Source organism: Streptomyces sp. NPDC050504 (genome assembly GCF_044458065.1).
Taxonomy (GTDB): Bacteria; Actinomycetota; Actinomycetes; order Streptomycetales; family Streptomycetaceae; genus Streptomyces.
This window is the reverse complement of the sequence record NZ_JBITHO010000001.1, coordinates 452,603-475,194: the sequence shown is the minus strand read 5'-3', so window position 1 is coordinate 475,194 and position 22,592 is coordinate 452,603. Positions and strand designations below refer to the sequence as shown.

The window sequence follows — 22,592 nt, the reverse complement described above, 5'->3', positions numbered from 1 at the left end:
CTCCGGGCGTGCGGCTCATCGGCTCTCCTCGAAGAGGGCGCGCACATCTGCGCCGCAGGCGGTTCCCTGGCAGCGGCCGCTGCGCGCACGGGTGCGGCGGCTCAGTCCACCCAGCGATTGTGGCGGCAGGGTGCTCGCGAGCGCATCGCGTATCTCACCCTCCGAGACGAGTTCGCAGGGGCACACGACACGGCCGTACGCGGGGTCCGCCTCGACCATCGCGGGGCGCTGGCAGGGCCGGGGGAACGCCTGCCCGAGGTTGGGCAGCCACACGGGCGCCAGCTCGCGCGGGTGCCCGAGGTCGAGGCCGTTCTTGGCGAGCAGGTCCACGACGTGCGCGGCGATGGCCATGGAGGCGCTGAGCCCGGTGGACCGGATGCCGCCGACGGCGACGTACCGCTGGTGGGCGTGGGCCCTGATGGCGTAGTCGTCGTGCTCGGTGGCGGCGCGCAGCCCCGCGTAGGCGGCGGTGACCTCCTCGTCCGCGAGGCCCGGCAGGATCCGCGCGCCCCGCTCGACCAGGTGGGCCAGGCCCTCGGCGGTGGTGGCGGTGGCGGCCGCGGTCTTGCGCCCAAGGTCGCCGGTGTCGTCGAGGTCTTCGGCGGTCGGGCCGAGCAGGACGTTGCCGAAGACGGTCGGGGCGACCAGGACGCCCTTGCCGAGCGCGGTGGGCACCGGCAGCAGGATGTGGTCGACGAGCGAGCGGGCGAGCTTGTCGTAGACGATGAGCTGGCCCCGGCGCGGGGTGACGGTGAAGTCGGTGTGGCCGAGCATCCGGTCGAGGTCGTCGGCGGCGAGTCCCGCGGCGTTGACGAGGTGGCGGGCGCGGACCGTGCCGCGCGTGGTCGTGAGGGTGTGGCCGGCCGCCGGGTCGTGCGCGAGGTCCTGGACGCGGCAGTCCAGGCGCAGTTCGACGCCCGAGCGCACGGCCTGGGTGGCGTACGCGAGGGTGGTGGACCAGGGGTCGATGATGCTCTCGCCCGGCACGTCGAGGGCGCCGAGCGCGCCGGGTCCCAGGTGCGGTTCGCGGGCGGCGAGCTCTTCGGCGGTGATGATGCGGGCGTGGTGGTAGTCGTTGGCGCGCGCCTTGGCCAACAGGCCGGGAAGCGCCGCGAGTTGTTCTTCGTCCCAGGCGACGAGGAGGGCGCCGACGGGCTCGACGGGGATGCCGGATTCGGCGGCGTAGCGCGCGAGGCGCTGCTGCCCCTCGCGCACGAGCCGCGATTCGAGGGTGCCGGGGGTGGCGTCGAAGCCGGTGTGCAGGATGGCGGTGTTGGCCTTGGAGGTGCCGTTGCCGACGTCGTCGGACGCGTCGAGCAGGAGGGTGCGCAGCGGGTACTGGGCGAGTTCGCGGGCGATGGCGGACCCGACGACGCCTGCGCCGATGACGACCACGTCGTACGGGGCGCCGCAGGCGTCCCCCGGGACTCCCCGGCGGGCTCCCGGATCGACTCCCGGGGTGGCGCGGGGCGGGGCGGGTGCGGCCTTCCGCGGGCCGGGCGCGTGCTGGTCGTTCACCGTGCCTCCAGGAGTCCGTCCACCGCCGCGCGGAAGTCCGCCAGGCGCTGTGCCGCCTCGTCCGGGCGGACGCGGGGCTCGTACACGGCCGAGGGCTTCCACTCCGGCACGGCCGCTTCCAGCGGCAGTTCCGGGTCGAGGCCCAGGCGGGCGACGGCGGCCGCGCCGAGCGCGGTGACGTCGGGCAGCGCGGAGACCTCCACCGGGATCTGGAGGAGGTCGGCCTGGGTCTGCATCAGCAGCGCCGAGCGGGTCAGGCCGCCGTCCACGCGCAGTGTGGTGAGCGGCCCGCCGAGGTCGGCCGCGACCGCCGACGCGACCTCCGCGACCTGCGCGGCGATCCCTTCGCACAGGGCGCGCACCAGGTGTCCCGCCGTGGTGTCCAGGCCGAGTCCGGTCAGCGAGCCGCGCAGGTCGCCGCGCCACCAGGGCGCGGCGAGCCCGGCGAGTGCGGGCACGAAGCTGACGCCGCCCGCGTCGGGGACCCCGGAGCCGAGCCGGTCCAGGTCGGCGGCGCCGGAGATGACGCCGAGGTCGGTGAGCCAGCGGACGGCGGACGCGGCCGCGTAGACCTGTCCGTCCAGGCAGTAGCGGGGTTCGCCGCCGAGTCGCCAGGCCACGCAGCTGACGAGTCCGGCCCGGCTGCGGCGGGGGCGGTCGCCGGTCTGGGCGAGCAGGAACGCGCCGGTGCCGTAGGTGCACTTGGCTTCGCCCGGCCGTACGGCTCCCTGGGCGAGGAGCGCGGCCTGCTGGTCCACCAGGAGTCCGGTGAGCGGGACTTCGGGGCCGAAGGCGGTGGTGGTGCCGAAGTGGCCCGCCGCGTCGACGACTTCGGGCAGCCGCTCGTCGGCGAGGCCGAAGACGTCGAGCGCGTCCCGCGACCAGGCGACCGAGTCGAGGTCGAGGAGCTGGGTGCGGCCCGCGGTCGCGGCGTCGGTGACGAAGGCGCCGGTCAGCCGGTGGACGAGCCAGGAGTCGCTGGTGGTGACGACGCCTTCGCGGGTGAGGCCGCGACGTATCCACGCCATCTTGGGCGCGGCGAAGTACGGGTCGAGGGGCAGCCCGGTGAGCTCGGTCAATTCTTCCGCGTGGTCGGACAGTTCCGCGCAGAGCGGTTCCGATCTGCGGTCCTGCCAGACGATCGCGTCGGTGAGGGGTTCGCCGGTGGCCGGGTCCCAGGCGAGGACGGTCTCGCCCTGGTTGGCGAGGCCCACCGCGCGGACGGGCTCGCCCGCGTCCGCGAGCGCGGCGCGCCCGGCGTCGAGCACGGAGGCGAGGAGTTCGGCGGGGTCGGCCTCCACGGCGCCGCCCGCGCCGTACCGGGGCGTGACGGGCACGGCGGCCGAGCCGATGACGCCGCGTTCCGGGCAGACGACCAGCGCCTTGGTGCCCGATGTGCCCTGGTCGACGGCGAGTACGGGTCCGTCGGCCGGGCGGCCGGCCGTCGGGCCGCCTGTCGTGCGGTAGCGATGGTCTGGAGTCACCGTGCCCCGGGCTTCCGTAGAAGGTCACTTGATCAACTTGCTCACCGCAGGACAGCGTGCGACAGCACGTTTGCCGCCGTCAAGGGCGAGAGGTCCAGACCACCAACTTCTCCCCATAACCGTCCTGACCACTGATTTTCGGGCGCGAAAGATCTCGAATTGGTGGTCAATCGCCCACAGAGCGGAGTCGGTTGAGTAATATCCGCCAAGTGGAACCGGGGCTGACAGATCACCCGACGCACGACCGTCCGTCAGTCGGGCGTTCCGCATTCCTCCCCTCACCCCCCAGAGGAACGATGACCAGTTGCGTACGGCCCGTGCCCGCGGGCCCTTCCCCCGTAGTGCGCAGGAATCGCAGGCGCGATGGATGACTTCCGCCCGGTGTACCACCCGGCGGGCCACGACCACCGACTCCGCGTCGCCTCGCAGGAGTTACGTACCGGACGCTGGGTCGCCATGCGCGACCTGCTCGCCGCGACCGCCGACTGGCCCACCTGGACCCAGCGCACGCAGGTGCTCGCGGCCGTCGCCGCGGGCACCGACGCCGTGCGCGACTGGCAGAGCGAGGAGCCCGGCAGCGTCGCCGCGGCCGTGATGCACGCACGGGTCTCGGTGGAGCGGGCGCTGCGCGCGCACCGCTCGGCCAGGCACCGCACCAACGAGCTCTGGCTGGAGGCCTGGAGCGCCTGCGGCGCTGCCGCCAGGTCAGCGCCCGACGATCCGGTCCCGTACGTCTGCCTGCTGGCCCTGGCCCAGCTCGACACCGAGCAGCAGCAGCCCGAGCACCGGCAGGCCCCGCCGGGCCCCATGCTGTTCCCCGGGCCCTGGGACCTGCTGGCCCAGGCGGACAAGCGCGACCCGCAGAGCCGTGAGGCGTACCACAGGATGCTGCAGTTCGCCTATGCGCGCCGCGAGGGACCCTCGCTCTCGGAGGCGGTCAACTTCGCCCAGTGGGCGGCCTCTTCGGCGGCCAACGGTTCGGCGCTGCACGCCCTGCCGCTCTACGTCAGGGTCGAGCGCTACCGCCGCGACCGCGGCCACGAGAAGGCGCTCGACCTGCACTGGGTCACCGAGGACGCCATACGCGACGCCCTGCGGGCCCTGCAACTGTGGTTCGACGCGTCCGCCCCCGCGACGCGTTCGCTGCTCGACCTGAACCAGCTGGCCCACGCGCTGTGGGGCGCGCAGCGGTTCGCGGACGCGGCCCGGGTGTTCGACGCGCTCGGTCCGTACTACACGCCGATCCCCTGGTCGTACCGGGCGGGTGAGGGCCGTACCGACCGCGCGCTCGCCGAGGAGGTGTTCCTCCGCGCCCGTGCCCGCTGTCTGGCGGCGGCCCGCGCGGACTGAGCACTCGGCGCCCGTTCCACCCGCTCCCCCGCTGTTCCCACCTTCCCCGTTCCCCCGTTCTTTCCCCGGAGACCCAGTCATGTCCATATCCCCGCCCAAGGCGCCCTTCACGGCGCAGGATTCACCGCAGGACGACGAGCAGCGCCTGCGGGAGCTCGGCTACCAGCCGGTGCTCGCCCGCCGCATGGGCGGCTTCGGAAACTTCGCCATCAGCTTCTCGGTGATCTCCATCCTGTCCGGCTGCATGACGCTGTACGGCTTCGGCATGAACACCGGCGGCCCCGCCGTGATGCTGTGGGGCTGGGCGGGCGTCGGGCTCTTCGTGCTGTGCGTGGGCATGGCGCTCGCCGAGGTGACGAGCGCGTACCCGACGTCGGGTGCGCTGTACTACATGGCGGACCGGCTCGGCGGCCGCAAGTGGGGCTGGTACACCGGCTGGTTGAACCTGCTGGGCCTGCTGGGCGCCATCGCGGGCATCGACTACGGCGCGGCGCTGTTCACCGGGGCGCTGCTGAACCTCCAGTGGGGCTTCACGCCCACACCGGAGAAGACCATGGTCATCTTCATGTGCATCCTGCTGCTGCACGCGGTGCTCAACCTGTTCGGCGTCCGGCTGGTGAGCGTCCTCAACTCGATCAGCGTGTGGTGGCACGTCGGCGGCGTCGCGATCATCGTGGGCGCGCTGGCGATCGTCCCCAAGAACCACCAGTCGCCCGAGTTCGTCTTCACCGAGTTCGTCAACAACACCGGGTGGGACAACCCGCTGTACGTGACGGCGATCGGTCTGCTGCTCGCGCAGTACACCTTCTGCGGCTACGACGCGTCGGCGCACCTGTCCGAGGAGACGTCCAACGCCTCGGTCGCCGCCTCGCGCGGCATCGTGCGCTCGATCTGGGCGTCCTGGATCGCCGGTTTCGTGCTGCTGACCGGTCTGACCTTCGCCATCCAGGACTACAACGCGACGCTGAAGACCGACACCGAGGTGCCGCCCGCGCAGATCCTCATCGACGCGCTCGGCACCGGCGGCGCCACCGCGATGCTGCTGATCGTGATCACCGCGCAGCTGTTCTGCGGCAACGCGGAGGTGGCGGCCGCGAGCCGGATGGTGTTCGCGTTCAGCCGGGACAACGCGCTGCCGGGCTCCAAGCTGTGGCGCAAGGTGAGCAGCCGCACCCAGACGCCCGTCCCCGCGGTGTGGCTCTCGGTGGGCGTGGCCTGCGTGATCGCGCTGCCTTCGCTGTACTCCAAGACGGCGTACGGCGCGGTGACGGCGATCAACGTCATCGGCATCACGCCCGCGTACGCCATCCCGATCTACCTGAAGCTGCGGGCGGGCGACCGCTTCCAGCCGGGGCCGTGGAACCTGGGCCGCTGGTCGAAGCCGATCGGCTGGATCGCCGTGGTGTGGGTGGCGCTGGTGACCGTGCTGTTCCTGCTGCCGCAGGCGTCGCCGGTGACGGTGGACTCGATGAACTACGCGGTGGTCGCGCTGGCCGCGGTGCTGATCCTGGCGACGGTGTGGTGGTTCGTCGCCCGGCGCTCGTACGCGACGCCGGCCTCGTACGGGAGCGCGCGCGAGCAGGCGGAGATCGCGGAGGACATCGTCTGACGTCGGAGCACCCCGCCGTGCGGCCCCGGGACCCCTGGTTCCGGGGCCGCTCGTTTTCCGGATCGCGATCCGCTCCTGGTAACTTCTACAGCACTGTAGAAGTTACCGAGACTGATGGAGCTCCAATGGCACTGTGGGACCGCTTCAAGGAATCCGCGGCGACGATGCAGACGCAGCTGACGGCGAAGAAGAACGAGCTGAAGAGCGGCTCGTTCCGCGACGCCAGCATGGCGATGTGCGCCCTGGTCGCGGCGGCCGACGGCTCCGTCGACCCGTCGGAGCGGCAGCGGGTCGCGCAGCTCATCGCCACCAACGAGGTGCTGCAGAACTTCCCGGCGCACGACCTCCAGCGCCGTTTCGACGACTACCTCGGCAAGCTGTCGGCGGATTTCGCGTTCGGCAAGGTCAGCCTGTTGCAGGAGGTCGCGAAGGCGAAGAAGAAGCCCGAGGAGGCGCGGGCCGTCATCCAGATCGGCATCGTGATCGGCGGCGCCGACGGCGACTTCGACCAGACGGAGCGGGCCGTGGTCCGCGAGGCGTGCTTCGCGCTCGGCCTGCCGCCGCAGGAGTTCGACGTCTGAGCGACGCCGAGGCCGTACGGCAGGGGGCGCCCGCACGGTGACCGTGCGGGCGCCCCCTGTGCCGTATGCGCTAGGGCGTTACGACGCTACGGCGCCATCTCGTACGTGCCCGAAAGCGCCTCGACCCGGTCCCAGACCCGGCCCGAGCGGGCCTCGTCCACGACGGGGCGGCGGACCGCCCCGAGCGCCCACGCCTGCTGCGCCACGGTCGCCGAGTCCTTGCCGTGCAGCTCGACGGCGTGCGCCGAGAAGTCCCGTACGAGCACGGCGAACAGCTCGTCCAGCACGTCCTCGTCCAGCTCCGTCAGCCGCGCCTGCTCCAGGATCAGCTGGCCGTGCACGACGAGCGCGAAGAGCTGGCCGACGGCGAGCAGCAGGTCCAGGTCGCGGCTCTGCTCCTCGTCGGGCGCGGCCGTGGTGACGAACTCGCAGAGCGCGTCGGCCTGTTCGCGCAGGCGCGCGACGTTGGGCAGGTGGCCGTACGCGTCGAACGCCGGGCGCCAGTCGTGGAAGCGCACGGCACCGAGACCGCGCGCCGGTCCCTGCCGGAACAGGAAGTCGTCGTCCGCCGCGTCCAGCCTGGTCGGCACGGGCGCGAAGTCGGCCGGGGCCAGCAGGTGGTTGCGCATGAACTTGAGGATCAGCGCGAGGTTGACGTGGACCGTGCCCTCCAGCTTCGGCAGGCCCCTGATCTCGACGGCGGCCTGCGCGAAGTAGTTGTCCTTCTCGAAGCCCTTGGCCGCGATGACGTCCCACATCAGGTCGATGACCTTCTCGCCCTCGGTGGTCACCTTCATCTTCGTCATCGGGTTGAAGAGGAGGTAGCGGCGGTCGTCGGGCCCGGCCGAGCGGAAGTAGTCGACGGCGCGGTCGCTGAAGAGCTTCATGCCGACCAACCGGACGTACGCGTCGGTGAGTTCGCGCCGCACGTGCGGGAAGGCGGTGACCGGGCGGCCGTAGAGGATCCGGTTGTGGGCGTGGGTCACGGCCTCGTACATCGCGTGCTCGCAGATGCCGATGGAGGCGGTGCAGAGGTTGAACTTGCCGACGTTCACGGTGTTCAGCGCGGCGTCGAAGGCGGCGCGGCCGGTGTGCAGCACGTCGGCGGCGGCCACCGGGTAGCTCTCCAGCCGGAACTCGCTCACGTACTTCGAGGAGTCGACGACGTTCTTGACCAGGTGGTACGCCTCGTGGCGGCTGTCCGCCGCGAAGAACACGTAGCCCTCGGGGCCCTCGACGTCGGTGCGCCGCCCGAAGACGGAGACGAGCCCGGCGGCGTTTCCGTTGCCGATGTAGTACTTGGAGCCGGTGGCGCGGAACCCGCCGTCGCCGTCGGGCTCCAGCAGCATGTCGGTGGAGTAGATGTCGGCGCCGTGGCTCTTCTCGGACAGACCGAAGGCGAACACCTCGCCCTGCGCGAGGAGCTCGGCGGCGCGGGCGCGGGCGGCGGCGTTCTCGCTCTGCCAGACCGGGCCGAGGCCGAGGACGGTGACCTGCCAGGCGTACCAGTAGTCGAGGCCGTAGAAGCCGAAGATCTCGTTCAGCGCGGCGATGCGGGCGGTGTCCCAGCGCTTGTCAAAGTCGCCTCCCGCGGCGGCCTCCGGGGTGAGGAAGGTGGCGAACAGCCCTTCCTTGGCGCTGAATTCGAGGAAGTCGGCCAGCCAGGCGCGCGAGCGGTAGTCCTCGATCAGCCTGCGCTTGCCGCGCGCCTCGAACCAGTCGACGGTGGCGCGCAGCAGCCTGCGGGTCTCGGGGTCGAAGTGCGCCGGGTCGTAGGTGCGCGGGTTGAACAGCAGCGTGTCGGCCATGACGGACGCCTTCCGAGGGTGGGAGGGAGGGTGGGGTGGGTTCAGCGCCGGGGATCGAGCCGCCGCAGGGTGGCGAGGACGTCGTCGAGCCAGGCGAGGGTCATGCGCTCGTACGCGATGCCGCCGCGCAGCACGACGTGCTGGAGCTCGGTCCCGGCGTCGCGCGGGGCGTCGCCCGCCCCTGCCGTCGCCTTCGCCGCCGCCGGGAAGTCCCGCTCCTCGCCCGCGAGGTAGCGCTCCAGCCGGTCCGCGTGCACCTCGCGGTACCGCTCGACCTCCCGGACCAGCGCGCCCGGCTCGCCGAAGGCCGCGCCCCTGATCTTGACCGCGAGGTCGTGGCGCACGCCCTCGGGCTCGATCGGCTCGTGGAGCCACCCGGAGAGCACGGCCCGGCCGGGGTCCGCGACGGAGTACTCCTTCTTGTCCGGCCGCCCCTCCTGGGGCACGGCCCTGACCTCGATCCAGCCGTCGCCCTCCATGCGCCGGAGCACGCGGTAGATCTGCTGGTGGGTGGCGGTCCAGAAGTACCCGATGGAACGCTCGAAGCGCCGGGCCAGCTCATAGCCGGAACCGGGCTTCTCCAGCAGGGAGACGAGGATCGCGTGCTCGATCGCCATGCCGCGATCCTGCTATGCAACGAGTTGCATAGGCAAGGGTGGCCCCCGGTATGAGACGCGGCTCACCCTGCGCGGCAGCCCCTCCGCCAAAACCGGCTGACCAGCGAAAACGACTAGGGTGTCCCCGTCGATCAGCTGGATTCGACCAGCCGAACACCCGGAAAGGCGAACCTCCCCGTGCCCGAATCACGCCCCCACGCCCTCTTCTCGTTCGGCACCCTGCTGGACGAGCAGGTCCAGAAGACGCTCTTCGGCGGGCCCGTCCCCACCGCCCCCGCGTCCCTGGCCGGACACCGGACGAGGCCGCTGCGGATCACCGACCCGGCCGTGGTCGCCACGAGCGGCCTCGACGTGCACCTGATCCTGGAGCGCGCGATCGGCTCGTCGGTACCGGGCGCGGTGCTGCGCCTCACGGACGAGGACCTGGCGGCGGCGGACGAGTACGAGGTGGACGACTACGTGCGGCGCCGCGTGCGCCTGTCGTCGGGCGAGGGCGCCTGGGCCTACCTGGACGCGAAGCCGCTGCGCCCCGCGGCGCGGCTGGTGGTCGTGGGCGACAGCATCGCGTACGGCCGCTGCGACCCGGGCGGCGGCTGGGCGGGCCGCCTGGCGGCCGCGCACATAGCGGCGGACGAGACGGCACACCGGGTCTTCAACCTGTCGATCCCCGGCAGCAAGCTGACCGACGTGGCGGCACAGACCCCGCCGCTGCTGGCCCCGCGCCTGCCCGACACGCTCCTGGTCGCGGCGGGCATCAACGACTCGACGGACCCGGAGGCGACGGCCCGGGTCCCGGAGAGCCTGGCGGCCCTCGCCACCGCGGCCGAGGCCCAGGGCGCCCGCCTGGTGGTCCTGGGCCCGACGTGGCTGGACGAGTCCCGCACGGCGGACTACGAGGGCCTGACGTTCACCGAGGCAGGAGCCCTGGCCCTGCGGGCGACGCTGCGCGCCTGGTGCGCCGCCCACCACGTGGACTTCGTCGACATGTGGGAACCGCTGCGGGGCCGCCCGAACCTCCTGACGGACGGCCTCCACCCGGACGCGGAGGGCCACGCGCTGCTCCACCGCCGCCTGGAGTCCCTCACGACCTGAGGCGCGTCGGCCGCGCGGGACTCCGGGTGGCGGCTCAGTGCTCACAAAGCGAGAACTCCCGCTCGTAGAGCTGCTCGTTGTGCTCGTCGACGAAGAACTTCCGCTCCTGCATGAGCTGTTCGCGGTACTCCTTGGCCTGGTCGAGCGTCATCGTCGAGGTCTCGGCCCACGGCTGCTGCGGCGGCACGTCGGAGGTCGAGACGATCTTCTCCGACGGGTCGACCAGGAAGAACGCGAGGATCTTCCGGTGCCCGGGGCGGGTGGCGTCGGCGAGGCGGAACGAATCGACCCGGTGCTGGAGGACGTTCGGAAACGCGAGGCAGCGGCCCTCGGGGGTCGCCGCCGAACCCAGCGGCTGGTTCAGCGCGTCCTCGTCCTCCAGGCCGTAGACCTCGCGCACCCCCTCGTTGTCGCTCTGCTCGTACTCGGGGTCGTCGAGCGCGGCCCTGAAGCCCAGCCGGCTCTCGGTGATGTTCTCGCTGTCCCAGTAGTAGATGCCGGTCGAGACGATCCGCTCGTTCACCATGCCCTCGACGTGCCAGGAGCCCCCGGCGTACTCGGGCTTGTCCGGCGTGAGGCGGATGGTGGCGAGCTTGACGATCACCTGGAGCTCACGGCCGCGCAGATCGACCCGGGCCTCTTCGCCCGGCGCCTCGGGCGCGGTGAACACCGGGGCGTCGGGGACGACCGGGACGCGCTCCTCCCACCATGCGTCCAGGGCCCGGTCGGCCGCGCGGCAGGCTTCCGCGTACGCCTCGGGGTCGGAGTGGGCGTCCCTGCGCGGGTACTCCGGCCGCGGGCCGTACCACCCGTAGGGGTCGACGTCTATCCGCAGCGGCCGCGGCCGGCGCAGGTCGGTGAGCACGTTCTCCCACAGGGGCCGCATCCGCCCGAACAACTCGGGCAGCACGGCGGCCAGCTCCGCGTGCCGCTCGGGGTGGACGTTGTTGACGTACGACCGGAAGACGACGTCCCCGTCCGCCCGGACGTCGACGTCCGTGGGCAGCCACTGGAACTTCTCCGAGAACTCGTACTTCGAGTAGTGCCGCGTCGGGTTCGCCCAGGCCCGCTCGGGCCCGCCGCTCGCCTCCCGCACCAGGCAGAACAGCGAGGGGTGCACGAGGTCCAGCACCTGCCCTTCGGACCCGGGATGCCAGTCGAGCTCCTCTTCCGGCACCTCCTCCAGCACCCGGACGGCCTCCCGCAACCGCTCCCTGAGCGCCTCGTCGATCAGCGAGTCCGAGTGCCACACCCCGTCGACCACGGCCGTCTCGATCCCGGTGCGCGCGTCCCGCAGCCCCGCGTAGTGCGCGAGCTCGTCGATGACGTACCTGACCTGCGCCTCGGTGAGCCCCTGCTCGCCCGCTTCACGCGCCCACCTGGCGACGACCTCGGGATCGTTCATCTTCTCGAACCACCCCGGCTTGGACCGGATGTGCGCACTGCACCGCATCATCTCCAGCTCCCGCACCGTCCGAGGCTCCGTGAACGGCATGGAACGGGAAGTGTGAAACGGCAACGGAAAAGCAGACAGACCGGTCAATGCTCTGGATCCCTACAGTCGGCGAGCGGTGCCGCGAACAATAACCCAGCCCACTGACACCCCGGCGGGGGCCTGTTGAAGGCGCCGGGGCCCGGAGTCGAGGCCCTGCGGCACGGTCTGAACGACCCGCGTCCCAGCGGGGCGTAGCCACCGCGCCGCCCCCGGAAGGGCCGTGCGGGCCCCACGCGGCCGTTCCAACGAGAAGCCGAACGCTCGGCCAGTTCCTCCTGTGTGCGGGAGGCCAGCCGCCGCAAGCGACGAGGGGTCCGCCCCGGATCTTCGCCTGCCACGCTGTCACCGTACGCCGCACCGCGCGGCAACCTCCGAGAACGCGAAAGGACCCTGTCTCACCGAAGTGAAACAAGGCCCTCAAACCGCGACTCTTTCGAGTCGGGACGACAGGATTTGAACCTGCGACCCCTTGACCCCCAGTCAAGTGCGCTACCAAGCTGCGCCACGTCCCGTTGCGCGTCTCTCCCGGTTTGGGCCGGGCTTGCCGCGCAGGAAGAACATTACCCCACTCCCAGGGGGCCTCGGGACCGGGGGGACAATTTGGGGCGTGACGCGAAACGTGACTGGCCACAGCGGGGACAGCGGGGGCGACGGCAGGGATCGGGACGGCGAGGGGCGGGCCAGGAACGCCCGGCCGCGCGACGGGCTCGGGCGGCCCCTGCCGTACGGGGCGCCCGGGGTCGCGCGGCAGCCCGAAGGGGTCGTGCGCGGCGGGGAGCAGACGGTGCGTGAGGCGCAGCGGCTGCTGGACGCCGGGATGCCGTTCCACGCCCACGAGGTGTTCGAGGACGCCTGGAAGTCGGGGGCCGAGGAGGAGCGGGAGCTGTGGCGGGGGCTCGCCCAGCTGGCTGTCGGGCTCACCCATGCCGCGCGGGGGAACGCCGTGGGCGGGGCCCGGTTGCTCCGGCGGGGCGCCTCGTGGGTCGGGGGCTTCGCGGGGGCGGACGGGGTCGGGCCGTACGGGATCGACGTCGCGGGGCTCGTCGCCTGGGCCGAGGCGTTGGCCGGGCGCGTCGACCAGGGCGTGGACGCGGCCCGTGAGGCTCCTCGGCTGCTCGGGGCCTGACGCGGCCGGTCCGGTGCCCCGGACGCTCAGGGCTCTCAGGGCGCGGCCAGGAGGATCACCTCCAGGGTGCGCGGGCCGTGGACGCCCTCCACCCTGTCCAGTTCGATGTCGCTCGTCGCGGACGGGCCCGATATCCACGTGAGGGGGCGCTTCGGGTCCAGGCGCGGCATCGCCTGCGGTACCGAGGCGACCACCTGCCCGGGGACCCGTACGACGCAGATGTGGTGGTCGGGGATCAGGGTGGTCCGGCGCCGACCCTGCGCCGCGCCGCCGTCCAGGACGATCGTGCCGGTCTCGGCGACGGCCAGGGCGCAGCCGGTGACGACGCTGTCGATCGCGTCGATGCGCTCGTGGGTCAGGTCGTCGCCGTCGTGGATCCGGGTCGGGTCGGCCGACGCGAGCCACTCGGGCGGCAGTCCCTCCGGGACCAGTACGGAGGTGGCGCCGCGTGCGGCCAGCAGGGTCGCGATCAGGTCCGCGATTCCGGCGCCGTCCGTGCGGTGGACGACCGCCCGGTAGTCCGCCAGGTTCTCGTGGAGCAGGTCGAGGACGGCGGCCGGGTCGTCGGGGGTGTGCGTGGCGAGGTAGTCGCGGGTCGGCTCGGGGGCCTCGGGGGCGTCCGCCACGGCCGTGCGGATGCGCGCGAGGATCCGGTCGCGGGACGACGCGGGCGGCGTGGTCATGTGCGGTTCTTCCTCCACCAGTCGCGGAACGGTTCCGGGGGCAGCTCGGGCAGGTCGCGGCTGTCGGTCCAGGCCGCCGCGCCCGGTGGCCTGCGCGGGTGCGCCCTGCGGGTCCTGGAAGCGGCGCGCATCCCCGCCGCCATGGCCCCGGGGTGGTCCAGGAGCCAGGTGGCGGCCTTGATCGCGGCCTTCTCGACGCGGTGCCCCCTGCCGCCCTGCCCGGCGACGCGCTCGCGCAGGTGGACCAGTACCTCGGGGATGTCGATCGCGACGGGGCACACCTCGTAGCAGGCGCCGCACAGTGAGGAGGCGTACGGCAGCGAGGCGTCGATCTCGCTCGCGGTGCCCCGGAGTTGGGGCGTGAGGATCGCGCCGATCGGGCCCGGGTAGACGGAGCCGTACGCGTGGCCGCCCGCCCGTTCGTACACCGGGCAGACGTTGAGGCAGGCCGAGCAGCGGATGCAGCGCAGCGCCTGGCGGCCCACCTCGTCGGCGAGCGTGTCGGTGCGGCCGTTGTCGAGCAGGACGAGGTGGAAGTCGCGCGGCCCGTCGCCGTCCGTCGTGCCGGTCCACATGGTGGTGTACGGGTTCATGCGCTCGGCGGTCGAGGAGCGCGGCAGGGTCTGGAGGAAGACTTCCAGGTCCCGCCAGGTGGGGACGGTCTTCTCGATGCCGACGACGGAGATCAGGGTCTCGGGGAGGGTGAGGCACATGCGGCCGTTGCCCTCCGACTCGAAGACGACGAGGGTGCCGGTCTCGGCGACCATGAAGTTGGCGCCGGACACCGCGACCTTGGCGCGCAGGAACTTCTCGCGCAGGTGCAGCCGCGCGGCCTCGGCGAGCGCGGCGGGCGTGTCGGGCAGTCCTTCGGGCGCGGCGCGGCCCCAGTCGGCCATCTTCGTGGCGAAGATGTCGCGGATCTCGGCGCGGTTCTTGTGGATGGCCGGGACGAGGATGTGGGACGGGCGGTCGTCGCCGAGCTGCACGATCAGCTCGGCGAGGTCCGTCTCGTACGCGGCGATGCCGGCCGCCTCCAGGGCTTCGTTGAGCCCGATCTCCTGGGTGGCCATGGACTTGACCTTGACGACCTCGCGTTCGCCGGTCGCCTTCACGAGGTCGGTCACGATGCGGTTGGCCTCGTCGGCGTCGGCCGCCCAGTGGACGGTGCCGCCCGCCCGTACCACCGCCTCCTCCAACTGCACGAGGTAGCGGTCGAGATGGCGCAGCGTGTGGTCCTTGATCTGCTTGCCCGCCTCGCGCAGCCGGTCCCAGTCGGACAGCTCGGCGACCGCGGCGGCGCGCTTGTCCCGGATGGTGTGGGTGGCGTGCCTGAGGTTGGCGCGCAGCGTGGTGTCGTGGACCGCTTCCTTGGCCGCGCGGGGGAAGGAGGGCATCCCCAGGTACGTTCCGCTCACTTGCGGGGCTCCTCTTCGGTCACGTGCCAGGGCTCCTCTTCGGTGGCGGCCAGGATCTCGGCGATGTGCAGGGCGTGCAGCGGGGCGTTCGCGCGGTGCAGGATGCCGCTGATGTGCATCAGGCAGGAGTTGTCCGCGCCGCACAGGACGTCGGCGCCGGTGGCGGTCGCGCGGGCGACCTTGTCGCGGCCCATCGCGGCGGAAACATCGGAGTTCTTCACGGCGAAGGTGCCGCCGAAGCCGCAGCACTCCGCGGCTCCCGGCAGCTCGCGCAGCTCCAGCCCCTTGACCGCTTCGAGGAGCCTGCGGGGGCGGTCGCCGAGGCCCAGCAGGCGCAGTCCGTGGCAGGAGGGGTGGTAGGTGACGGCGTGCGGGAAGTACGCGCCGACGTCGGTCACGCCGAGCACGTCCACCAGGAACTCGGTGAGTTCGTACGTACGGCCGGGCAGCGATGTCTCCCCCATTTTGGGGTAGTTGTCCCGCACCATCGCGGCGCACGAGCCGGAGGGCGTGACCACGTACTCGTACCCTTCGAAGGCGCGTGCCGTGCGGCGCACCAGGGGTCGCGTCTCGCGGCGGTAGCCGGTGTTGTACTGCGGCTGGCCGCAGCAGGTCTGGGCCGCCGGGAAGTCGACCTCGACCCCGAGGCGCTCCAGGAGCCGTACGGTCGCGATGCCCGTGGACGGGTACAGCGCGTCGTTGACGCAGGTGACGAAGAGTGCGGCACGCATGATCGGAGGATAGGTCGGTGCGGGGCACACCGGAAGGTCATCCGATGAATTCATCCGAGGAGTGGTTATGTGAAGCCGCTCGCCCGCCGGGGCCCCCGCCGCCCGTGGTCACCAGGTGAGGTGCAGGTGCTCCGGTGCGCGGTGGATCAGCGTCGGCAGCATCTCTCCCGGGCCCTCGTCCACGAACCGCAGGCCGGGCAGTCGCCGGCTGAACAGCTCCAGCGTGATGCGGAGCTGTTCGCGGGCGAGCTGCGATCCCGGGCAGCCGTGGGTGCCGTACCCGAAGGCTACGTGGCGGGTGGGCCTGCGGGTGATGTCGAAGACGTCGGGGCGCTCGTGCCGCTGCTCGTCGCGGTTGGCGGAGCCGTACGCCACGAAGACGACGGACCCGGCGGGCAGGACCGTGCCGGAGAGGGTGACCTCGCGGGTGGTGGTGCGGCGGAAGCCCTGCACGGCGGTGTCGTACCGCAGCGCCTCCTCGACGGCGGAGTGCACCGACTCGGGCTGTTCGCAGAGGAGTTCCCACTGCCGCCGGTCGCCCAGTAGGTGGAGGAACGCGGTGCCGATGACGGCCGTGGTGGTGAGGTGTCCGGCGATGAAGAGGTTCTGGACGTTGGAGACCAGCTCGTGGCGCTGGTCGAGGGTGAGCTCGCCCGGCTCGGGCGCCAACGCCTCGACCATGCCGCTGAGCAGGTCGTCGCGCGGGGCTGCTCGGCGGTCGCGCACGTAGCTGTCGAGCAGGTGGTGGAGTTCGACGACGTCGTGCGCCGCGGCGATCTGCTCGTCCTCGGGCAGCGGGCGGAAGAGGAGCTGTTCGGCGCGGTTGCTGCCGTAGACGGCGGCCGGCACGTCGACCGGGTCGAGGCCGATGAGCCGGCCGACGACCTCGCTCGGCAGCCGCCGCGCGTACGCCTCGACGAGCTCGACGGTGCCGTGCGGCTCGAACTCGTCGATCAGCTCGGCGCTCCTGCGGGCGACGAACGGCAGCAGCTCGCCCACTCGGCCGGTGGACAGACCCCTGTTGAGCGGCGCGCGGTGGCGCTGGTGGGCGGGGCCGTCGCTGGAGACCACGGTGGGCTGGCCGCCGAAGCCGCCCGCGAGGACCGCGAAGGCGGCGGGCGAGGGGATCACGTCGGGGCGCAGGGCCTGGACCGAGGAGAACTCGTCGGCGCGGCGCAGGACTTCGCGCACGTCCGCGTCCCTGGCGACGAGCCAGGCATCGAGTTCGGGCACGAACGTCAGCCCCTCGGCGGCGCGGGCCCGTGCGTAGAGCGGATAGGGATCGCGCTGCAACGCGTCGAGCCTGTCGTGCGCTTCTCGGTCCATGAGGATCTCCGGGGGCCTACGGGGGGGGAGGAAGGGAACGGCCGGGCTTGCGTCGCGGAACTGCCGGGGGGCGGGGGTCGTGCGGGGTCCATCGTGCCCGAGGTGCGCGCGGGCCGGAAGGCGTCAGCGGGCGAGCGCGGCAGAGAGCCCTTCGAGGAGTTCCGCCACCGGACCGAGGGACACCAGACCGCTCGCCGCACCCGCCAACTCCCCACGCGCGGGCTTGAGTTCCTCGTACGCGCGTCTCATCGCGGCCTTGTCGCCGAGGCGCAGCGCGGCCTCGGCGGCGAGCCCGGCACGGGCCTCCATGAGGGGGTCGCCGGGAGATGGCGGCAGCGCGGCGAGGGCGCGGGCGGCCGCATCCGGGTGGCCCCGGTCCAGAAGGACGAGGGGACGGATCCAGGGCGCGTACGGGCCCCATTCGGCGAGGTCCGGGGGCTCGCCCTCGCCGTGAGGGCGTCGCCCCGGCCCGGCGGGGGCGAGCGGGCGGAGGGCGTGGAGGGTGTGGAGGGCCAGCGGGAGCAGCCCTTCCGCCGCGCCGCTCATGCCGCTTCCGGACAGCCGGGCGACGGTGTCGCGGTAGGCGTCCGCCGCCTCGGACGTGCGGCCGGAGAGGGCGAGGCGCAGCGCGGCGTACCCGGCGGTGAACGCGGTGGCGCCGGGCAGTCCGTGCCGCTCGGCCAGCCGGTCCACGGCTGCGGCGTGGGCGTCGGCCTCGTCGAACTCCGCGAGCGCGGCACGGGATTGGAGCAGGACGAGGTGGCCGAGCACTTCGGTGGACGGCATTCGGCAGCGGGCTGCGATGTCCAGCAACTCGATCCCGATCAGGGCGCGTTCGGGGGCGAGGCCGCAGCGGTGGAAGGTGTGCGTGAAGCGGGCGTTCAGGGCGAGGGCGAGGAGTTCGGGGTCGGCGGCGCGACGCGCGATCGCCTCGGCCTCGCGGGCGGCGGCGAGCCCGCGCCCGTCGCGGTTGCCGCGCAGCTCCATGGCAAGGGCGCAGAGGAGGCGGGCGCGGACGGCGAGTTCGGGGGTGGTGGGGGCGGGGCCTCGGCCGGGGCGGCCGGATCCAGGGCCGGGGCCGGGGTCGGATCCGGGACGGGGGTCGGAGCCGGGGCGGGAGCCGGATCCGGGACGGGAGCCGGGGCGGGGGTCGGGGTCTTGACCAGGCCCGGGGCCGGAGCCGGGGCGGGACCCGAGGTCGTGACCAGGCCCGGGACGGGAGCCGGGGCGGGGGTCGGGGTCTTGGCCAGGCTCGGGGCCGGAGCCGGGAAGTGCCGCGAGGGCGTGCTCCGCGGCCTCCGCGACCCGGCGTGACAGCTCCTCGTCGTCGTTGCGCGGCCAGTTCGCCGGGACGTCGTAGGCACAGACGACGCGGGCGGTGAGTTCGGGGGCGCCGCCCGCCCGCGCGGCCTCGGTGAGCGCGTCCGCGCGGAGCGCCCGCGCCCCTGCCAGGTCGCCGGTGAGGGCGAGCGCGCGCACGCGGCCCATGAGGAGTTCGGTACGGGTGCGGGGGTCGCCGTGGGGCGGGGCGGCGGCACCCGTGGCGGTCGGCGCCCGGCCGTCGGCCGCCGGGGCCGTCGCACGGTCGTGGGCGGCCAGCGCCTCGCCCCAGAGCCGCGCCGCCTCGTGCGGCGCGAAGGCCCGTTCGGCCCGCTCGGCCGCCGCGCGGGCGTGGCGCACCGCGCGGACGGCGGTCGCCCGGGTGCCTGCGGCGAGGTAGTGGTGGGCCAGGAGTTCGACGGCTTCGGGACGGTCCCGCTCGGCGGCCTCGGCCGCTTCGGTGTGCCAACGCGCCCTGCGGGCACGGGAGATGTCGGCGTAGAGCGTGTCGCGCACGAGCGCGTGCGCGAAGGAGAGCCGGTCCGGGTCGGGCCCGCCCTCCGTGAGGAAACCCGCCAGGAGCGCGGACTCCACGGCGTCCAGCACGGCCCCTTCCCCCGTCCCGCCGCCCGCGCGGCCCGATCCGCCGCCCGCGAGCGGGACGAGGAGGTCCAGGTCGACGTCGAGGCCGAGCACCGCGGCCTGTTGGAGGACGGTGCGCGCCGTGGCGGGCAGCAGCGCGAGGCGGTGCCGGATGAGGTCCCGTACGCCCGGCGGTACGGACTCCATGGCCGCGGCGCCCTCGGAGTCGTACAGCCGCGCGAGCTCGCGTACGAAGAACGGGTTGCCGCCGCTGCGGCGGTGGATGGCGCGGACCGTCTCCGGGTCCGCGTCGCGGTGCGCGGTGGCGCGCACGAGCACGGCGGTGGCCTCCTCCTGGAGGCCGGCCAGCTCGATGCGCAGCGGCTCGGCGGGGGCGGTGCGGCCGAGGAACGCGGCCAGCTCGGGACCGGCCTCGCCGGTGCGGTGGGTGGCGACGACGAGTACGGGGGCGGCGAGCGGGGGCAGCGCGAGCGCGGCGAGGAGGGCGAGGGTGTCCTCGCCCGCGAGGTGGAGGTCGTCCAGGAGGAGGAGAAGGGGGCGCGGGGGTACGGCTCCGGGCGGTCGCGGCGGCTCAGGGGCGCGGGGGTCCGGCGGGGTCGGCCGGACACCCGACACCTCGGTGAGGGCTTCGGCCACGGCGTTGTGCTGGTCGAAGCGCGAGGGGGCCGGGCTCGGTGGGAGGGGCGCTCCGAGGGAGGTGAGGACCTGGATCCAGGGCCAGAGCGGGGGCGCCCCCGACACCTCGGGCGCACGCCCCCGGGCGACGGTCCAGCCGCGAGCGCCGAGGCGCGCGGCGAGGGCTTCGGCCAGGGTGGTCTTGCCCGTGCCGGGCGCTCCGCCGATGAGGGCGAGGGCGAGGCGTGCGCGTACGGCGGTGGTGGCGCCCGCGTCGAGGAGCCTCGCCAACTCGGCGTCGCGCCCCACGAGGCCGGGGTCGGTGGGGTGGCAGGCCGCCGGGGGCGCGGGGGCGGGGTCGGTACGGGAGACCGGGGCGGGGTCCGTGCGGTGTGCGGACCCCCGCACGGACTCCCGTGCGGGCATCAGGTGGGGCGCCTGGGCCAGGATGTCGGCCTCCAGGCGGCGCAGCCCGGGGCTCGCGTCGAGGCCGTGCCGCTCCCCCAGCCCGTGGCGCGCGCCGCGCAGCGCCGCGAGCGCGTCCGTCTGGCGGCCCGTGCGGTACAGCGCCAGCGCGAGCAGGCGCCACGCGTCCTCGCGCCAGGGGTGCTCGGCGAGCAGCGCCTCCAGGTCCGGGACCGTCTCGGCGGTGCGGCCCGCCGCCAGGGCGGCCCGTGCGCGGCGCTCGACGGCCAGCAGCCGGAGCTCGTCCAGGCGGGCGGCCTCGGCGCGGGCCCAGTGCGCGTCCGCGAACTCCGCGTACGCCGGGCCGCGCCACAGCGCCAGCGCCTCGTCGACGAGCGGCAGGGCCTGGGCGGGATCGGCCGACTCCAGGAGCGTACGGGCCTCGGCCAGCGCCGCCTCGAAGCGCCAGGCGTCGACCGCGTCCGGCTCGGGGCGCAGCGTGTAGCCGGGGGCGGTGGTGAGGAGGAGTCCGGGAGGCGTACGGGGCGGGCGGTCGGGCTCGATCGCGCGGCGCAGATCGGCGACGAAGGTGCGGATGGTGCCGATCGCGGTGGGCGGGGGCTCGTCCCACAGGTCGGCCACGAGGCGGGCGAGCGGGACGACGCGGCGGCGGGCGATCAGCAGTCTGGCGAGTACGGCGCGGTGGCGCGGTCCCTTGAGGTCGGCCGGGCCGGTGGGGCCCGCCGCCACGAGGGGGCCGAGGACGTCGAACTTCACGCGGTTCATCCTCGCACCGGAGCGGCGGGAAGGGCGGCCGGGAGGGCGGCCGGGGCCGGGGACCGTCGTACTGATCGGTTGCTGATCCGGTGGCGGGAGGCTCGTGCCATGGACATCGCACGAACCCCTCGTACCCCTCATACCCCTCAGGCCTCCCGCACTCTTCGCATCCCCGGATTCGACTACCGTCGCGTCGAGGTCGCCGAAGGCGTCGCGCTCAACGTCGCCGTCGGCGGCTCGGGCAGCCCGGTCGTGCTGCTGCACGGTTTTCCGCAGACCCATCTGATGTGGCGCCACGTCGCCGCCGAGCTCGCCGTGGACCACACCGTCATCTGCCCCGACCTGCGTGGATACGGGGACAGCGACAAGCCCGTCGACGTGGACGGGCTGACGTACTCCAAGCGCGCCATGGCCGCGGACGTGGTGGCCCTCGCCCGCGCGCTGGGCTTCGACCGGTTCGTGCTGGCGGGGCACGACAGGGGCGCGTTGGTGGCGGTGCGGGCGGGTCTCGACCATCCGGAGGCGGTGACGCGCCTGGTGTCGCTGGACGTGCTGCCGACGGCGGACATGTGGGAGGTGATGCGCGGGAGGTCCGCGGCGGTGGGGTTCCACCTGTACCTGATGGCGCAGCCGCCGGGACTGCCGGAGCGGATGATCGCGGCGTCGGCGGACGAGTTCTTCGGGTACTTCCTGGACGGGTGGACGCGGGATCCGGCGGCGATCCCCGCGGAGGTGCGGGCCGCGTACCTGGCCGCGTCGCGGGACGCGGTGCCGTCGATCGTGGCGGACTGCCGGGCGTCGGCCCGGATCGACGTCGAACACGACGAGGCGGACCGGGCGGCGGGACGGAAGCTGCGGATGCCGGTGACGGTGCTGCAACAGGACTGGGGGGCGGCGTTGGGGTTCGACGCGGAGGGGCTGTGGCGGGGGTGGGCGGAGGACCTCGTGCACGAGACGGTGGAGTGCGGGCACTTCATGGCGGAGGAGGCACCGGGGGTGGTCGTGCGGGCGGTGCGGGGCGCTGCGCGGGGCAGGGGTGAGGGGGCGTAAGGGCGGGCGCGGGGCGGGGCGGGGGCGCGGGGAACCGCGCGAGGCCCGCCCCTGCTATCCCTCCTCGCCCACCCCCGCGAGCAGCGCCCGCACCTCGCCGACCTCCGGCACCCCCGCCCGCGCGTACACCTCGTGCGCCTCCTCCAAGCGGGCCACCGCCTCCCTCTCCCGCCCGAGTTCGAGCAGCGCGCGGCCCAGGACTGTCAGGGCCACCCCCTGGGTCTGGAGCGCCTCGTACTCCACCGCACGCTCCAGCGCCGTGCCCGCCCGGCGCACCGCCTCCCCGGGCCGGCCTGCCGCCAGGGCGCACTCGCTGAGGCGGGACCAGGTCGCCGCCTGCCAGATCTGGTCGCCCAGCGCCTCGAACCCGCGCAGGGAGCGCCGCAGCTCCCGCTCGGCGCGCTCCGCGTTGCCCGTCCGCATCAGGACGTAGCCGTACTGGAGGTGGACGTACGCCCGGTCGTACCAGGCCTCGCGCGCCGCACCGCCGCCCGCCCCCACGCCGTCCACCCGGTCGGCGATCTCCAGGAGGTCCACGGCCTCCGCGACCCGCGCCACGGCGGCCTGGGCCGCGCCCAGCTGGAGGTGCGCGCGCCCCGCGTTGGCCGCGCAGACCGCCGCCTTGCCCAGGTCGCCGAGCGAGGTGAACGCGCGCCGCCCGAGCGCGAAGCGGTCCAGCGCCTCGGCGGCCCGGCCGCCGGTGACGAGCAGTGCGCCCAGCTCGCTCGCGCTCATCGCGAGGTTGTAGGTGTCGCCGTTCGCGTCGGACAGCTCGATCGCGGCGGCCAGCTCGCGCTCCCCGGCGTCGGCGACCAGCGTCCAGTACAGCTGGCTGCGCCCGCGCAGATGGCGGGCCCTGCCCTCGCTCCAGGTGTCGCCGCACCGTTCGGCGGTCTCGATGATCCGGTCCAGCAGGTGCAGCTCGTCCTGCTTGCGGGCCTGCGAACGGTCCAGGGAGAAGTGCAGGTAGAGCAGGTCGATGGCGGG

At 73.5% G+C, this 22,592-nt stretch carries 17 protein-coding genes and 1 tRNA gene; 6 read left to right on the top strand and 12 right to left on the bottom strand.

Annotated elements, in window-relative coordinates:
- Window positions 1-15 precede the first annotated feature (15 nt).
- Together ACIBNE_RS02050 and ACIBNE_RS02045 are read right to left on the bottom strand one after the other, a co-directional pair.
- Window positions 16-1,395 carry an NAD(P)/FAD-dependent oxidoreductase gene (locus tag ACIBNE_RS02050; RefSeq protein ID WP_399270015.1) on the bottom strand — a complete coding sequence of 460 codons (1,380 nt, stop codon included), beginning with the start codon at window positions 1,393-1,395 and terminating at the stop codon, window positions 16-18.
- Between the two features lie 119 nt (window positions 1,396-1,514).
- Window positions 1,515-3,002 carry an FGGY family carbohydrate kinase gene (locus tag ACIBNE_RS02045; RefSeq protein ID WP_399268464.1) on the bottom strand — a complete coding sequence of 496 codons (1,488 nt, stop codon included), beginning with the start codon at window positions 3,000-3,002 and terminating at the stop codon, window positions 1,515-1,517.
- Window positions 3,003-3,365: 363 nt separating this feature from the next.
- On the opposite strand from ACIBNE_RS02045, the gene ACIBNE_RS02040 reads away from it, so the two are divergent.
- From ACIBNE_RS02040 to ACIBNE_RS02030, 3 genes are all read left to right on the top strand, one after another.
- A complete protein-coding gene (locus tag ACIBNE_RS02040) occupies window positions 3,366-4,352 on the top strand; it encodes a hypothetical protein (protein WP_399268462.1) in 987 nt (328 codons plus the stop codon).
- 79 nt (window positions 4,353-4,431) lie between these two features.
- Window positions 4,432-5,961, top strand: coding sequence for an amino acid permease (locus ACIBNE_RS02035; protein ID WP_399268460.1), 1,530 nt, complete (start codon window positions 4,432-4,434; stop codon window positions 5,959-5,961).
- 125 nt (window positions 5,962-6,086) lie between these two features.
- On the top strand, window positions 6,087-6,542 hold the full coding sequence (locus ACIBNE_RS02030; protein ID WP_399268458.1) for a tellurite resistance TerB family protein: 456 nt from the start codon (window positions 6,087-6,089) through the stop codon (window positions 6,540-6,542).
- A gap of 86 nt (window positions 6,543-6,628) precedes the next feature.
- On the opposite strand, the gene ACIBNE_RS02025 is transcribed toward ACIBNE_RS02030, so the two are convergent.
- Window positions 6,629-8,350, bottom strand: coding sequence for an acyl-CoA dehydrogenase family protein (locus ACIBNE_RS02025; protein WP_399268456.1), 1,722 nt, complete (start codon window positions 8,348-8,350; stop codon window positions 6,629-6,631).
- Window positions 8,351-8,391: 41 nt separating this feature from the next.
- Window positions 8,392-8,967, bottom strand: coding sequence for a PadR family transcriptional regulator (locus ACIBNE_RS02020; protein WP_399268454.1), 576 nt, complete (start codon window positions 8,965-8,967; stop codon window positions 8,392-8,394).
- 177 nt (window positions 8,968-9,144) lie between these two features.
- Between ACIBNE_RS02020 and ACIBNE_RS02015 the strand changes: the two genes are divergently transcribed.
- Window positions 9,145-10,059: a GDSL-type esterase/lipase family protein gene (locus tag ACIBNE_RS02015; RefSeq protein ID WP_399268452.1), complete on the top strand. Its 915-nt coding sequence runs from the start codon at window positions 9,145-9,147 to the stop codon at window positions 10,057-10,059.
- 34 nt (window positions 10,060-10,093) lie between these two features.
- On the opposite strand, the gene ACIBNE_RS02010 is transcribed toward ACIBNE_RS02015, so the two are convergent.
- Together ACIBNE_RS02010 and ACIBNE_RS02005 are read right to left on the bottom strand one after the other, a co-directional pair.
- Window positions 10,094-11,602, bottom strand: a complete 1,509-nt coding sequence (locus ACIBNE_RS02010) for a DUF4246 domain-containing protein (RefSeq protein ID WP_399268450.1) — start codon at window positions 11,600-11,602, stop codon at window positions 10,094-10,096.
- Between the two features lie 390 nt (window positions 11,603-11,992).
- Window positions 11,993-12,066: transfer RNA gene (locus tag ACIBNE_RS02005), tRNA-Pro, on the bottom strand.
- A 95-nt stretch (window positions 12,067-12,161) separates the two neighbouring features.
- Between ACIBNE_RS02005 and ACIBNE_RS02000 the strand changes: the two genes are divergently transcribed.
- A complete protein-coding gene (locus ACIBNE_RS02000; protein WP_399268448.1) occupies window positions 12,162-12,680 on the top strand; it encodes a DUF309 domain-containing protein in 519 nt (172 codons plus the stop codon).
- A gap of 35 nt (window positions 12,681-12,715) precedes the next feature.
- Here the strand turns inward: ACIBNE_RS02000 and ACIBNE_RS01995 are convergent, their stop codons facing one another.
- The 5 genes from ACIBNE_RS01995 to ACIBNE_RS01975 all read right to left on the bottom strand — a co-directional run bounded on the left by ACIBNE_RS01995 (window position 12,716) and on the right by ACIBNE_RS01975 (window position 20,555).
- Entirely contained in the window at window positions 12,716-13,363 is a 648-nt protein-coding gene (locus ACIBNE_RS01995; RefSeq protein ID WP_399268446.1) for a lactate utilization protein C, read from the bottom strand.
- A complete protein-coding gene (locus ACIBNE_RS01990) occupies window positions 13,360-14,778 on the bottom strand; it encodes a LutB/LldF family L-lactate oxidation iron-sulfur protein (RefSeq protein WP_399268444.1) in 1,419 nt (472 codons plus the stop codon). The genes ACIBNE_RS01995 and ACIBNE_RS01990 overlap by 4 nt, the downstream gene beginning before the upstream one ends.
- Window positions 14,775-15,509, bottom strand: coding sequence for a (Fe-S)-binding protein (locus ACIBNE_RS01985; RefSeq protein ID WP_399268442.1), 735 nt, complete (start codon window positions 15,507-15,509; stop codon window positions 14,775-14,777). The genes ACIBNE_RS01990 and ACIBNE_RS01985 overlap by 4 nt, the downstream gene beginning before the upstream one ends.
- Window positions 15,510-15,617: 108 nt before the next feature.
- The gene (locus tag ACIBNE_RS01980; RefSeq protein ID WP_399268440.1) at window positions 15,618-16,835 is read right to left on the bottom strand and encodes a cytochrome P450; all 1,218 of its coding nucleotides are present in this window, start codon (window positions 16,833-16,835) and stop codon (window positions 15,618-15,620) included.
- Between the two features lie 123 nt (window positions 16,836-16,958).
- Window positions 16,959-20,555, bottom strand: coding sequence for a BTAD domain-containing putative transcriptional regulator (locus ACIBNE_RS01975; RefSeq protein WP_399268438.1), 3,597 nt, complete (start codon window positions 20,553-20,555; stop codon window positions 16,959-16,961).
- A gap of 108 nt (window positions 20,556-20,663) precedes the next feature.
- Between ACIBNE_RS01975 and ACIBNE_RS01970 the strand changes: the two genes are divergently transcribed.
- Window positions 20,664-21,605: an alpha/beta fold hydrolase gene (locus ACIBNE_RS01970; RefSeq protein ID WP_399268436.1), complete on the top strand. Its 942-nt coding sequence runs from the start codon at window positions 20,664-20,666 to the stop codon at window positions 21,603-21,605.
- Window positions 21,606-21,659: 54 nt separating this feature from the next.
- On the opposite strand, the gene ACIBNE_RS01965 is transcribed toward ACIBNE_RS01970, so the two are convergent.
- Window positions 21,660-22,340 carry a tetratricopeptide repeat protein gene (locus ACIBNE_RS01965; RefSeq protein WP_399270013.1) on the bottom strand — a complete coding sequence of 227 codons (681 nt, stop codon included), beginning with the start codon at window positions 22,338-22,340 and terminating at the stop codon, window positions 21,660-21,662.
- Window positions 22,341-22,592 lie beyond the last annotated feature (252 nt).

Bases quoted from the DNA above. Each gene is read 5' to 3' on its own strand.
- ACIBNE_RS02040 (WP_399268462.1), top strand. From the start codon at position 3,366: ATGGATGACTTCCGCCCGGTGTACCACCCGGCGGGCCACGACCACCGA.
- ACIBNE_RS02035 (WP_399268460.1), top strand. From the start codon at position 4,432: ATGTCCATATCCCCGCCCAAGGCGCCCTTCACGGCGCAGGATTCACCG.
- ACIBNE_RS02030 (WP_399268458.1), top strand. From the start codon at position 6,087: ATGGCACTGTGGGACCGCTTCAAGGAATCCGCGGCGACGATGCAGACG.
- ACIBNE_RS02025 (WP_399268456.1), bottom strand. From the start codon at position 8,350: ATGGCCGACACGCTGCTGTTCAACCCGCGCACCTACGACCCGGCGCAC.
- ACIBNE_RS02020 (WP_399268454.1), bottom strand. From the start codon at position 8,967: ATGGCGATCGAGCACGCGATCCTCGTCTCCCTGCTGGAGAAGCCCGGT.
- ACIBNE_RS01995 (WP_399268446.1), bottom strand. From the start codon at position 13,363: ATGACCACGCCGCCCGCGTCGTCCCGCGACCGGATCCTCGCGCGCATC.
- ACIBNE_RS01985 (WP_399268442.1), bottom strand. From the start codon at position 15,509: ATGCGTGCCGCACTCTTCGTCACCTGCGTCAACGACGCGCTGTACCCG.
- ACIBNE_RS01980 (WP_399268440.1), bottom strand. From the start codon at position 16,835: ATGGACCGAGAAGCGCACGACAGGCTCGACGCGTTGCAGCGCGATCCC.
- ACIBNE_RS01970 (WP_399268436.1), top strand. From the start codon at position 20,664: ATGGACATCGCACGAACCCCTCGTACCCCTCATACCCCTCAGGCCTCC.
- ACIBNE_RS01965 (WP_399270013.1), bottom strand. From the start codon at position 22,340: ATGAGCGCGAGCGAGCTGGGCGCACTGCTCGTCACCGGCGGCCGGGCC.